The sequence below is a fragment of the Synechococcus sp. ROS8604 genome, assembly GCF_014279655.1.
Classification (GTDB): domain Bacteria; phylum Cyanobacteriota; class Cyanobacteriia; order PCC-6307; family Cyanobiaceae; genus Synechococcus_C.
This window is the reverse complement of record NZ_CP047946.1, coordinates 1,266,892-1,280,344: the sequence shown is the minus strand read 5'-3', so window position 1 is coordinate 1,280,344 and position 13,453 is coordinate 1,266,892. Positions and strand designations below refer to the sequence as shown.

Annotated in this window: 8 protein-coding genes; 2 read left to right on the top strand and 6 right to left on the bottom strand. The window is 55.6% G+C overall.

The genetic code is table 11. The features are described from left to right. Positions 1-60: 60 nt before the first annotated feature. Together SynROS8604_RS06730 and SynROS8604_RS06725 are read right to left on the bottom strand one after the other, a co-directional pair. Positions 61-2,628: a U32 family peptidase gene (locus SynROS8604_RS06730; RefSeq protein ID WP_186545604.1), complete on the bottom strand. Its 2,568-nt coding sequence runs from the start codon at positions 2,626-2,628 to the stop codon at positions 61-63. Then, the gene (locus tag SynROS8604_RS06725) at positions 2,625-3,392 is read right to left on the bottom strand and encodes a M15 family metallopeptidase (RefSeq protein ID WP_186545603.1); all 768 of its coding nucleotides are present in this window, start codon (positions 3,390-3,392) and stop codon (positions 2,625-2,627) included. Before SynROS8604_RS06725 ends, SynROS8604_RS06730 begins: the two co-directional genes overlap by 4 nt. A 100-nt stretch (positions 3,393-3,492) precedes the next feature. Between SynROS8604_RS06725 and chlP the strand changes: the two genes are divergently transcribed. After that, the gene (chlP, locus tag SynROS8604_RS06720; RefSeq protein ID WP_186545602.1) at positions 3,493-4,881 is read left to right on the top strand and encodes a geranylgeranyl reductase; all 1,389 of its coding nucleotides are present in this window, start codon (positions 3,493-3,495) and stop codon (positions 4,879-4,881) included. Between the two features lie 17 nt (positions 4,882-4,898). Here the strand turns inward: chlP and glyS are convergent, their stop codons facing one another. Then, a complete protein-coding gene (gene glyS / locus SynROS8604_RS06715) occupies positions 4,899-7,058 on the bottom strand; it encodes a glycine--tRNA ligase subunit beta (RefSeq protein WP_186545601.1) in 2,160 nt (719 codons plus the stop codon). Positions 7,059-7,186: 128 nt separating this feature from the next. Between glyS and SynROS8604_RS06710 the strand changes: the two genes are divergently transcribed. Beyond that, positions 7,187-8,944 (top strand): NADPH-dependent assimilatory sulfite reductase hemoprotein subunit, encoded by a 1,758-nt coding sequence (locus SynROS8604_RS06710; protein WP_186545865.1) that lies wholly within the window; start codon positions 7,187-7,189, stop codon positions 8,942-8,944. Here SynROS8604_RS06710 and SynROS8604_RS06705 read toward each other — a convergent pair. The 3 genes from SynROS8604_RS06705 to SynROS8604_RS06695 form a co-directional block, all read right to left on the bottom strand. Next, positions 8,928-9,671 (bottom strand): M15 family metallopeptidase, encoded by a 744-nt coding sequence (locus tag SynROS8604_RS06705; RefSeq protein WP_186545600.1) that lies wholly within the window; start codon positions 9,669-9,671, stop codon positions 8,928-8,930. The genes SynROS8604_RS06710 and SynROS8604_RS06705 overlap by 17 nt on opposite strands. Before the next feature lie 97 nt (positions 9,672-9,768). Beyond that, positions 9,769-12,303, bottom strand: a complete 2,535-nt coding sequence (gene recG, locus SynROS8604_RS06700; protein WP_186545599.1) for an ATP-dependent DNA helicase RecG — start codon at positions 12,301-12,303, stop codon at positions 9,769-9,771. Beyond that, entirely contained in the window at positions 12,267-13,451 is a 1,185-nt protein-coding gene (locus SynROS8604_RS06695) for a hypothetical protein (protein ID WP_186545598.1), read from the bottom strand. Before SynROS8604_RS06695 ends, recG begins: the two co-directional genes overlap by 37 nt. Positions 13,452-13,453: the final 2 nt, after the last annotated feature.

The following is a 13,453-nucleotide window of genomic DNA, read 5'->3' as shown; positions in this document are numbered from 1 at the left end:
TCCGTAACGTTATTAGGGGAAACTTTGGAACGCCAGCAGGCGCAGCCGCGACATGCTATCTCAACATGAGACTTGCAACGCTTGATTTTCTCGACCGATGCGCAAACTGCCACGCGTGACGCCGAGTTTGTGATCGATTTGCTCGCGCCTCCAAACGTCAGCTGAGAGAGTACGTCCTAAAATAGTTTCGCTGTACAGCTGGACCCGCCGCAACGTGGCCTCGGCCCCTTCATCGAGAAGATCCAATCGATAGCGATGAATCCCTGCATGACGCAAGGCCGATAGCGCCTCAACTCCCGTCTGCGGCTTGCCATTAAACAACGTGTTGCGACAGCCAAGATCCGCTTTCAGCGGATGCTCAACGCCACTCCGATCTCTCAGCATCACGGTGTGCTGCTCACAGGGCCTGCCGCAATCGGTGTGATCGTGGCCCTCCGAGAGGAACGAACAGAACAAGCAATGCTCCATATGAAAGAGCGGCATGTGTTGATGCAACACCACTTCGATCCGTTCGGGTGGAGATGCCTGCACCAAATCAAGCAATTGGCTGAGGTTCAAATCACAACTGGCTGTGACCCGATCCAGTCCCCAGGTCTCCAGGAACCAAAGCAAGCTGAGCGGGTTTGCGACATTCAACGTGAAGTCTCCAGCACAGGGAGCCTGGCCCGTGAGTAGCTCCAACTGATCCGCGTTGCGTACGAGATATCCATCCGCTTTCGCTTTCAGAAGCGGTTCCAACATCCAGCGTTCACCAGGCCTGGTGATGCGAGGTCCGGCCAACCAAATTCCATCAGGCCAGCAGCCACGGCCTATCGCCACAGCTTCTTTGAGATCCTTCGGATGCTCTAGATCGGCAATAACCGAGGTCATCGGTCCATCGCCCATGTCTTGAAGAGCACGCAACTGCTCCAGGCTTCGAACGAGCACAACCAACGACGGCGACTTGGACTGCGGCTGTGCTGAGTCCCGCCAATCAGCCAAGCGCTCGAGTGTTGCCGCAACGATGGGCTGAGGGTCCACCCGCTCCGAAGACGCCTCCAGCCCCACCTGTTGAAAGGCTGCCGTGAGGCCGCCATCAGCCATCTGCTGCAACAACGAGCGGCGCATCCTGTTCAGCTCAGCAACGGGAAGAAACAACCCCGATCCCAGGTTGGTTTCCAGATGCTCAAGACACCAGCCCGTGCCACCCAAACGCCCAAGCTGAGCGACCAAGCGCTCACGATCTAAACCGTGATCACGGGCAGGCTCCAACACGGCCTGACTCGTCACGCTGCAGCATTCTCCACCAGGCAAAACAGGTTCAATAAGCTCCAACTCCAGAACTTCACCGATCTGCCCACTCACACGAATGTGAAGACCCCGTTCAAGCGGAGACACCACGCGTTCCGATCGACGCTGCCAGGTGCTTTGCCATTGCGGATCACTGGTGAGCCAGACCGAGGATCCTGAACGCAGACCGGATAGATCGACACGGCCAGGTCCTATCCGCAAACGAACGAGCCCTCTCTCCATCGCCTTCACCTCCATCACCCGTCCACCAATTTCACGCGGAGGTGTCAGAGGGTCATCCTGACGATCCGTCGCTTCCAAAACCAAACCCTGACCGTTGCGAGGGCTCTCCGTGCACTGCAACACCAACCATCCCTTTGACTCGACGCGAACCAGTTCACCAATCACCGGACCACGCTTCTTGCTCCAACGACCATGCACGAGGGCACGGTGATCAATGCCCCGCAACCAACCAGTGGATAAGCCCCTGGAAAAACCAAGCTCAAGCTGGCGTTGAATCTCCGCAAGATCACAGACCAAGCCATCGAGACTGCGGCGATAGGCATCCGTGACCGACGCCACATAGGTGGGATCCTTGAGGCGACCTTCGATCTTGAAACTCCTGATTCCGAGCTTCACCAAATCCGCCAGGAGTGGCCAAGCGGCGAGATCCTGGGGAGACAGTAAATAGCGTTGATCTCCGAGATCGAGCGATTCACCATCCACCACCAATTCATAAGGCAAACGGCAAGCTTGTGCACATTCACCACGATTGGCACTGCGCTGGCCCAGGGATTCACTGGTGAGGCACTGACCGGAGTAAGCCACGCATAAGGCCCCGTGCACAAACACCTCGAGAGGTATGGCAAGGGATCTCTCCTTCAGTTGGTTTTGCAGCCTCTCAAGATCGCGGAGGGCGAGTTCCCTCGCCAGCACAACCCGCTCACAGCCCGCTGCCGCTGCCTGCGCCACACCAGCAGCACTGGTGATCGACATCTGGGTGGATGCATGCAAAGACAACGTGGGAACAAGCGCTTTCGCAAGAAGGCAAAGCCCTAAGTCCTGAACAATCAGAGCATCAACGCCAGCCCGATCTGCGGCCAACAGCAGAGGGGCCGCTTGCTCCAACTCATCGCCAAAGAGGAGGACGTTCACCGTGAGAAATCCCTTCACCCCCCGGGCATGAAGCCAGGCCATGATCTCGGGCAGCTCAACAAGCTGGAAGTTCTCTGCCCGAAGACGAGCATTGAAAGCCTCAACCCCGAAATAAACGGCATCAGCACCGTTGGAGACCGCCGCCCTCAAGGCCTTCCAATCCCCAGCTGGGGAGAGCAACTCTGGGAAAGATGATGTGTTCAACGCCCGAGAGCCATCTGACGTGCGGGTTCAAATTGGCGCAAAGCCTCCGCCGACCCCTCAAAACGCCAGTGCCAAGGCTCATAGCTCACACCCTGAGGATTCACTTCAGGGAAGGACAGCGTAAAGTGATAACTAGCGGCGTAATCCTGCAACCAACGAAATGCCGGAGTCGTCTCAAAAGAGACGGAAAGATTGGTATCTGGACGGCTGCCATCGCCAAGATCAATCGCATAACCAGTGCTGTGCTCGGAATAACCCGGCGGTGCCGAAACCTTGGCCCGCTCTTCGGCGGTTTGATTTCTTTCTGATTTCACATCAAAGAAAATCCCTTGCTGCAACCTATGGGATCGATAACCACTGATCAGCCTTAGATCGATTCCATCGGAAGCTGCGGCACGGCGCATCGAATCCAGGGCCAAGGCTGCATCCTGGTGCAACTCAATTCCAGCCTCAACGGGCACGAGTTGGCTGGAAATCGCCTCGTCATAAGGAAAATGACCAAGCAGTCGACCATCGGCATCTGGCGGCGCTTCAATCCCTTCCACCACCGGAACTGGAGCCGAAGAAAACCAAAAAGAACGACTCGCCAACAAACCTGGCCCTAACCAAACAGCCGCCAAACTTCCTCCCCCCACGAGGAGACAGGCCAAAAACACTTCAAAACCGCTCCGTCGCTGACGAGGAGCAGGTTTCGAGCGACGGGCAACAGGAATGTCATCCCGTGTGCTGCGACGAGTGGCGACGGCTCTTCCCAGAGGATTCATGCAGTGTTGTTTCAATCGTAAGGGGCTCCGCCAGGGCCTAGTACCACTTTTCAGGATGCGTGATTAGTTTGAAATCAATGACCCGGCGGAGTTTGCTGAGATGCTGAGAGTTGCCGTTGTCGGTGGTGGACCGAGCGGATCCTGTGCCGCAGAAGTGCTTGCACGGGCCGGCATCAAGACCTGGTTGTTCGAGAGAAAACTCGATAACGCCAAGCCTTGCGGGGGAGCAATTCCGCTTTGCATGGTTGAGGAATTCGATCTTCCGGATTCGATCATCGACCGCAAAGTTCGAAACATGAAGATGATTTCACCCTCCAATCGGGAGGTTGATATCAAGTTGGATCCCCTCGGATACGACGACAATGCCTATATCGGCATGTGTCGACGCGAGGTGTTCGACTCCTTCCTTCGCAACCGAGCTGCCGACCTAGGCACCACCCTTATTAATGGGTTGGTGCAAAAGATCGACACTGGAGACAATCGCCAAGGTCCTTACACCCTCCATTACGCCGATTACAGCTCAGGCGGTCCTACCGGCGAAATAAAAAGCCTGGACGTGGATCTGATCATTGGCGCCGATGGAGCCAACTCCCGTGTCGCCAAAGCGATGGACGCTGGTAATTACAAGGTGGCGATCGCGTTTCAGGAACGCATCAAGCTGCCGGCAGAAGAGATGGCTTACTACGAGGATCTCGCCGAGATGTACGTAGGAACAGATGTCTCACCCGACTTCTACGCCTGGGTGTTCCCTAAGTACGACCATGTGGCCGTGGGGACAGGGACCATGCAACAAAATCAATCCTTGATTAAGGGGCTTCAAAAAGGCATTCGCGAACGGGCCCGTAAGCGTCTGTTCAAGGGCGAAGTGATCAAAGTTGAAGCGCACCCCATTCCCGAACATCCCCGCCCTCGCAGAGTCGTGGGCCGTATGGCCCTTGTGGGAGATGCCGCTGGTTACGTGACCAAGAGCTCAGGAGAAGGGATCTATTTCGCCGCCAAGAGCGGCCGCATGTGCGCGGAAGCGATTGTTGAAATCTCCAAAAACGGCACGCAAATGCCCACTGAAAAGGAGATCAAAAACACCTACCTCAAGCGATGGGATCGCAAATATGGAGCCACGTACATCGTGCTCGATATTCTTCAACGCATCTTCTATCGCACTGATGCAGCTCGAGAAGCATTCGTTGAAATGTGCGATGACCAAGACGTCCAGAAGCTGACCTTTGACAGCTATCTGTACAAAAAGGTCGTGATGATGAATCCCTGGCAACAGGTGAAACTCACCGCTCGCACCCTTGGCAGTCTTCTCCGCGGTCAAGCTTTAGCCCCCTCCACCTACGACTCCGTTCCTTCAGCCGTTGGCAGGTCCGATGGTGACTTCTTAGCCGATGAAGCTGCCCAAGCGATCAAGGCCCAGACCTCAGGGCATGCTCCCAAACAAGGGGAGGCGGGGATCGAGGAAGAGCGTTCCAAGGTCACCGCAGGCTGAGGTCCCGCCTCGAGACATCAGGACTGGATGCAATCAAATTGCGCCAGGACTGATGCCTGATTTTTCAAAACACTTAGAAGGTTGAGGCGATTACGGCGGACATCGGGATTGTCCGCCATCACCATCACGCTTTGTGGTCCATCAAAAAAGGCCTCAAGTGCCTTGGCGGCACCCTGCAAACCTTCTGCAAGCTGGATGTAATTGCGTGATTGTGCGAGAGGCGACAGGTCGTCCAGCGATTGCAGCAGGGAAGCTTCGCTCTCTGATTCGAACAAATCAGCATTAACAACCCCCGTAGGACTGAGCTGATCGCTTCCGAGATCACCCTTCTCGGCGAGTTTGGCTGCACGTTGCACAACCGCTTGCACGGCCTGCAGGCGTTGATCACCACGAAGCTGATGCAGCAGGACCAGACGTTCTCGAGCATCGACTGGATCACTGAGCAGACGCTCGTCGCCGACGGACTCCCCTGCCACGGCTTGAACCAAATCGGCAGGGAAGCCATCCTCCTCAAACTGAGACACCATTCGCTGTCGTAATAACAGCGAAAGATCTGCCACTAAAGCCTCCGGTTGCACCGCAAAGGAGGGGAAGCGTTCCTCCCAATAATTGGCTGCATCCGAAAGCAGGCTCTGCAACGAGAGACGCCATCCCCTGTCCCAAAGAATCTGAACAATGCCATTCCCAGCCCGACGCAAGGCATAAGGATCCGATGAACCACTGGGACGGTCGCCCTTGGCGTAGATGCTCAAGAGCAATTCCAAGCGCTCAGATAGGGCCAAGAGCGCTCCAGCATCGCTGGAGGGAAGGGCATCTCCAGCCCCGCGGGGCTGGTAGTGCTCAGCGACAGCAAGAGCAACCTGGCGATCTTCCCCCTCTTCCAACAGGTATTTTCCGCCCATCAATCCCTGCAGCTCAGGGAACTCGCCCACCATCTGGCTCACCAAATCATGCTTGCAAAAATGAGCTGCTCTCTTGGCATGCATGGCGATGTCCGCAGGAATGGAGAGCGATTCGATCAAACGCTCCGTCATCCAGGCGATCCGGTCACATCGATCTCGCAAGCTGCCGAGCCCCTTGGCAAAGGTGACGCGATCCAGGCCATCGCGGCGCGTCTCACTCGGACTTTTCCGATCCACATTCAGGAAAAACTCAGCATCAGCCAAGCGGGCACCCAACACCCGCTCATTCCCCCGAACGATGGTTCCATCTGCACGATCAAGGCCATTGCCCACCAGCAAAAACTTGGACAACAGAACGTCCCGAGCCTGAAGAGCCAGGGGATCGTCATGAGCGTTCTCTCGTTTCAAAGGGACATAGCGCTGATGGGATTGCATCACCGTGACAATCACTTCTGGTGGCAAATCGAGATAACAGTCGGCAATCTCCCCACTCAGCACCCTGGGGGCCTCAACAAGATCAACCAACTCCTCAAATAAATCCTCAGGACAATCAACAGAGGCAGAACAGGCGCTTGCCTCCTGGTCCAACGCTGAGCGAATCAACTGCTCCCGTTGAGAGCGATCCACCATCACACCGGCCTTCGCTAGGGCATCGACGTAATCATCCGCATGGGCAATCTCCAAGGTGCTGTCGCGGAGACGATGGGATCGACTCAACCGCCCGCTTTGAACCGGGGGTTGTGCCGCCGAAAGAGTGACCGGAATCAACTCAGACCCGACCAGCGACACCAACCAACGCACGGGACGGCTGAAGCGCTGATCGCCATCACCCCAGCGCATGAATCGCCTGCCTTGCAAACCATTGATCCAGGCAGGAATGCGCTCCTTCAGCAGGGTTGTGGTGGCATCACCGGGGGTACAAACACGGGCAAACAAACAAGGACCCTTGGGGGTGTCACGCGCTTGAAGTTCAGCCGGGTCCACCCCACAACGTTTGGCAAAACCCAGAGCCGCAGGGCCGGGTTGACCATCCACCAGGGCCTGTTTCACGGGTGGGCCCTTGCGTTCTTCCTCTAAATCGGGCTGACGATCCATCAACGCCTCCACCTGCACAGCAAGGCGTCTAGGCGTCCCAGAAACCCTGACTCGGCCATGACTTAAGCGAAGGTCCTTCAAATCGGACACCACCATCTGCTGAAGCTGCTTCAGTGCCGAGTGCACAAACTCTGCTGGCAGTTCCTCGGTACCGATTTCAAGGAGGAATGTTGAGGACACGCCGATTGGGTATGTAGCTATTGACTGTATTGGAAGCCGCTTCGCTAGTTTCAAAAGACCTATCCCTTGAATCCGTGAACGAAGGTTTGACGACAACCTCAGGGACGCAAGAAGCAGGGCACGATCGGATGTTTGATGGCCCTTCAAAACCTACGGAATCGATTGACACAGCGCTGTCTAAGGCTGAAAAGAGAAAGCTCTACAGCGGACATCTTCGAGAACCGTTATTGACAGAGCTGGGCAATGACGAAATTCGCTTTAGTGAGGATGCGGTTCAGTTACTCAAGTTTCATGGGAGCTACCAACAAAACCATAGAGAATTAAGAAAAACCGATAAAATCAAATGCTGGCAGATGATGCTTCGCCTTAGGAATCCAGGCGGAAGAGTTCCAGCACAACTATTTTCGGCTCTCGACGATCTTTCCAATCAGTACGGAAACGGAACCCTACGCATCACAACACGCCAAGCTTTTCAAATGCATGGCATACCGAAAGCTGATCTTAAAACAGTTATAGGCACGATCATTGAAAACCTTGGATCAACATTAGCTGCCTGTGGTGATATCAATCGAAACGTGATGGCACCAGCTGCACCATTTGAAAACAATGGATATCCGGCCGCCAGAAAACTGGCCGACGAGATTGCTGATCTACTGAGCCCTAAAGCAGCAGAAGGTTCTTACTTAGACATGTGGGTTGATGGAGACCTTAGTTATCGATTCAAGCCTGCAAAGCCTGTTAAGCAAGCCCGCGAACGTCAGTTCGCCAAAGGGGTGTTTTCCGGCAGCAAAGATGAACCCATTTATGGCGATACCTATCTCCCCAGAAAATTTAAAGTCGCCGTAACCGTTCCTGGAGACAACTCTGTTGACCTCCTAACCCAAGACATTGGACTCGTTCTGTTCACCAATAAGAATGGAACCATGCGTGGATGCAACGTTTACGTTGGCGGAGGCCTTGGAAGAACACACAACCAAGACGACACATTCGCAAGAATTGCTGATCCCTTGGGCTATGTAGAAGCTGAAAACATTTTCGACCTCCTTCAATCCATCATGGCGCTGCAACGAGACCATGGGGATCGTGAGGTTAGAAAGCACGCACGCATGAAATATCTTTTGCACAATCGTGGGATTGAGTGGTTCCGCGAAACCTTAATCAAGGATTATTTCAAAAGAGATATCAAAAAACTGATCAACGAGGCACCTGCAAAGTTGATGGATTACTTGGGGTGGCACCGACAAAAACCGGGGTTGTGGTTTGTAGGTCTCCCCTTCATGTGTGGTCGCCTTGAAGGAGATATCAAAGTAGGGATTCGCTCGATTGTTCAAAGATATCAACTTGAAATCCGACTAACCCCTAATCAAGATCTACTCCTTTGCAATATTGGATCCAGTCAAAAATCATCCATCAAAGCCGAATTGGCTGAATTGGGGTTTGAACTCCCAGCAGAAGTTGCTCCCCTGGTCCGCCATGCCCTCGCCTGTCCGGCCCTACCGACCTGCGGACTGGCCGTGACGGAATCAGAACGAATTCTGCCCGATGTTCTTGAAAGACTTGACTCCCAGCTCAACAATTTAGAGATCAAAAAATCCATTCTTGTCCGCATGACCGGATGTCCGAATGGTTGCGCTCGTCCTTACATGGCCGAGCTTGGCCTTGTTGGCAGCGGCGTGAATCAGTATCAGCTCTGGCTTGGTGGCAGCGCCAATTTGCAGCGACTGGCGCGTCCGTTTCTACAGAAGATGCCCCTGGAAGACCTTGAAGCAACCATCGAACCCTTGCTTCTCAGTTGGAAAGATGCTGGCGGGCGGCGTGGCTTTGGCGAACACATCACCAAACTTGGTGACGCCACTGTTCAAGAGATGCTCAAGGTTCCAGGCTGAACAAGTCTGGATCCCGTCCGTAGATGGCACGATCCGCTTGAACGCTCCAAGCCCAAAGCTGATCACCAAAACTGAAGTGCCACCACTCATTGGGGTGACGAACAAATCCAGCTTGCGACATCACCCGATGCAGCAAACATCGCCGGCTATGGAATAAAGCTGCGCTCCCATCAGGATGTTCAGCTGCGGCATCGGCATGGTGAAGCGGCAGAGATTCAGCTCCGATCGCGTCGATGTCTCCCCCCATATCCAAGGGGGTGCCCTTTGCATCAATCAGAGTGAGATCCACAGCAGCACCGGTGCTGTGAGGTGGCGGTATTAAAAAATCAGTGCTCGGTGGTGCCCAAAAACGTGCCACCTCGGAGCTAACGCTCTTCAGGCACTCCAGCTGCTCAGAATCATCCGGATTGATGCCTTGGCGAGCACACTCCTGCTCAACAGCGTGGTTCACCATAAAAGCTTGGACGGACACGGGACGCCAAGCATCGAAAATCCCAAGCCGAAGGGGTGGGAGCCCTGCACCCAGCGTTAATCCCAGAAGATGAACCTGAGCAGCCAGCAAACGGCTCCTTACCCCTTGGCGAAGACAAAAGGGGTCTGCTCCCTTGCCATAGGGCGCCCCTAACGACACGTAGGGGTGCGGTTCCATGCAGGTCACAACAGATCGCAGCGGTCGCAAGGATTCACCGCAATCGTCAATCGAAACGGCATGCCATGGACGCTGCATGGTGAGAAGTCACAGAAATCGATTTGAGCAGATTGCCAGTTTCTTGGGGAGAATGCAGCGACATGCAGCGACGCTGAGATCTCGATCCGGTTGATGGCTAGTTGAGTTGCACAGCTGCAGCAGCGCGCTTGCGTTGTTGTTCCAACAGCACACGAAGTTGATCGTGAGCCTTCAGTTCGGGATCCTCCTTCAAGATGCTCGCTGCCTCATCCCGAGCTTCCTCCAAAACAGAGCCATCGTCCGCGAGGCTGGCGAGCGCCAAATCGGGTAAACCCGATTGACGGGTGCCCAACACCTGACCAGGACCTCGAAAGCGAAGGTCCATCTCCGCAATCTCAAATCCATCATTGGAACGCACCAACACTTCAAGGCGCTGTCTGGCCAGAGGGTTGCGGCTGTCGTTCACGAGTAAGCAGTAAGAAGCGGCCGCTCCACGACCCACCCGCCCCCGCAACTGGTGCAACTGGGCCAAACCAAACCGATCAGCATGATCAATCACCATCACACTGGCTTCAGGAACATCCACCCCCACTTCCACCACGGTGGTTGATACCAAGATCTGAGTGGCGCCACCGGCAAAATCAGCAATCACGGCCTGTTTCTCAGCGCTGGCTAAACGGCCGTGGAGCAGGCCAACGCTGAACTCTGGAAACACCTCCTCCGAGAGCTGACGATGCACATCAACCGCTGAACGAAGATCAACTTTTTCTGATTCCTCCACCAAAGGGAGCACCACATAAATCCGCTGCCCCTGAAGCACCTGTTCCCGGATGAGCTCATAGGCCTCCTCACGCTCAGAGCTCTTCACAACCTTGGTGCGAATCGGCGTTCGCCCCGGAGGGAGTTCATCGATTTGACTCACGTCAAGATCACCATGGAGCGACAGCGCCAACGTTCGCGGGATCGGTGTGGCGGTCATCGTGAGCAGATGGGGTTGCAGTCCTTTATCAAGAAGACGATTTCGTTGACGCACGCCAAAGCGATGTTGCTCATCCACCACCACCAGTCCCAACCGTTCGAACTCGACTGGATCCTCCAAGAGAGCATGGGTGCCCACAAGAATGCGCAACGTACCGCCGGCGAGATCGCTCAAAATTTGGCGTCGGCTGCGACGCGGGGTCGAGCCAGTGAGCAGCTCCACGCTGACGTGGAGTGGAGGCAACCAGCTACACAGACTGCGGTAGTGCTGCGCCGCCAAAACCTCTGTTGGCGCCATCAAGGCGCCTTGCCAGCCAGCTTCCACGGCCCGGAGCAGCGCCGCAATCGCTACAACGGTTTTTCCGCTGCCCACATCCCCCTGCACGAGCCGCGCCATCGGTTCGGGTCGCTCCAGATCCTGTTCGATGTCCGCGAACACCCGCTTCTGAGCACCCGTGAGTTCAAACGGGAGGAGGGATAGAAATCGACCCACCAATCCTTCACGCTCCAAGCCCCCATGAAGCACGGGTGCTGAACGCTGACGCAGGGCAGCTCTGCGTTGCATCAAGCTGAGCTGCAGAAGCAGAAATTCGTCAAACACCAAGCGATGACGCGCTTGCTGTAATTGCTCGCTGCTTTCTGGCCGATGGATGGCCACCAGCGCTTGATCGCGAGCCAACAAACCACGTGCTTCGCGGCGCGGCGCAGGCAGGGGTTCAGGCCAAAGACGAACAGCGGGTAAAACCGCTTCCACCAAGCTTCGAAAACGATCGGCCGTGAGACCTTCGGTTAGGGGATACACAGGCAACAAGCGGCCGATTTGGCGAGAGCCCAACGGTGCGTTGGCACTTTCCATCACCTCAATCAAGGGGTCCTGAAAGCTGACGCCGTAGGGCCCACTTTTGACCAAACCGCTCACAGCCACCGTGACACCCACTGGGTACTGACGGGTCTGACCATGCAGATAGGAGGGATTGCTAAATCGTTTCCCCGCCAAAAAGCGTGTCACCTTGATCCGACCGGTGGGGTCTTGAAGCTGCAACTCAATAATCGAAAGATTCGGATTGCGAGGACTGGTAAATCCATGGGATCGACGCACCGTGGCCACGATCGTTGCGGTTTCCCCAGCCTCCAAGGCCTCAATTCTGCGCAAGGCGGAGTAATCGACATAGTCCCTCGGGTAGTGCTGGATCAGATCACGAACGACCAGCAGACCGAGGCTGGCTAAACGCTCTGCCAACTTGGGACCGATGCCATGCACCCTGGCAAGCGGTGACTCCAAATCGAGCCTGAAAGCAGTGGAGGTGGCCCGCTCGGAAGACTGGGACGACGACGACACCTTGATCCGCGGGGGGGCCATCGGTGCCGATGGTTCAAGGCGCGCACGCAAACCGTGGAGCCACTGCCGAGTACCAGTGACGAGGCGGCGGCGGCCGGCATCCCCTAATTCGGGATAGGCAGCAAAGTCAGTTGATAAAGCCTGCAGACGGACCAAGCTGTCATGGGGCAAAGGCACCGGAGGGGGCGTTGCCAATTGGCGGCTCAGAAAGGCATGAAACCGTTCATGACGCCCTTGTAGATCGAGAAATCCCCTATCCGCTTCTAAGGAGAGGGACTGCTGCAGCGGGCGTAGCCAGGCAAGAAAACACTCCAAGCCCTGACGATCCAGCGCCGGGGTCAGTCCTGACCTGTCGTCGGCGGATTGGGCCACCACTGACTATGAACCTCCTGACTGGTAAGACGGCTCTGCCAATGCCGCTGCTGCCGCACCATTGTGAGCAAATTGCTGCGATGTTGGCGCAATCGGTATCGGCTGTGCCTCAGAGAACCGTTGTCATATTCGAGATCTGCTGGCCTCAGCAAAATGCTGAGGATTTCCAACGGCTGGTCCTGCGAAGGAATGGGCAAAGGAAGCTTGAGCCGTAAAAGATTTGAGGGCGAAGGAAGGGCCTGCAACTGTCCAGCGATGGCGGCATCCAGGAGCGTGGTTGGAAGCAGGCTGCTCACCAAACCTGCTCTCAGCAACTCAACATTGAGGGAATGGGACAAATTGCGAATCCTGCGGTTTAACGCGGCCTCCTGTCCTTCCAGCCAATGGACCAAATCCACAGGCATCGAGGGGATCCATTCCTCCTCCAGCTGATCTGCTGGGAAAACGGAGGCACCCAGCCCAGACGCATCGGATTCAAAACTGATTGGCTCGCCAGCCGAATCGCCCTGCTGCATCGCCTCACCAGCCATCAAAAACAGGGAGCGCAACAGATCAAAGTCGGCTGACGTGCCGTCAGCGGCTGACTCTGAATCAATCGGATCCTGAACCGATGGAGGCTGCTCATCCACGGGTTCCATGGATGGCTCATCAACCTCAATCTCCACATCAGGCTCCATGCGAGGAAGCAATCCCTCGAGCAGATCAGGATGCTCAATGGGAGGACTCAGGCTTAACTCAATCCCACCACGATTGATGTCTCTCGGTTCAGTTTGAGCATCAGCCTGAAGGGACTGGCTCACCTCGCGTTGGGCCTGCTGCCGATATTCTGAAACTTCTTTCTGAAGGCGCCTGGAAAGATCCATCAGCTGCTCAACAGTCAGCAGGCTGGAGCAGCGCTGGACGAGTCCATCAAAGGTTTGCTGCAGTTCCGCCTGTTGCTCGACGGAAATCCGCGACAGTCGTTCACCCCGTTCGCACAAGAGATGGCCTACGGCATTACGCACGCTTGGCAACAAGAGCTCGCGCAAAAGTTGTAGGTAAAGCGCTTGCTCTCGATACAACACTGGAGCAAGACGTCGGCTTTGTTGTTGAAGCCGACGCAGCTGCTCCTTGGGGTCGTAACCGCTCGTGGAGTGAGACTCAGCCGTCAAAA

Excerpts from the sequence above, each read along its gene's own strand:
- SynROS8604_RS06725 (WP_186545603.1), bottom strand. The coding sequence starts at position 3,392 with ATGAATCCTCTGGGAAGAGCCGTCGCCACTCGTCGCAGCACACGGGAT.
- chlP (WP_186545602.1), top strand. The coding sequence starts at position 3,493 with ATGCTGAGAGTTGCCGTTGTCGGTGGTGGACCGAGCGGATCCTGTGCC.
- SynROS8604_RS06710 (WP_186545865.1), top strand. The coding sequence starts at position 7,187 with ATGTTTGATGGCCCTTCAAAACCTACGGAATCGATTGACACAGCGCTG.
- SynROS8604_RS06705 (WP_186545600.1), bottom strand. The coding sequence starts at position 9,671 with ATGCAGCGTCCATGGCATGCCGTTTCGATTGACGATTGCGGTGAATCC.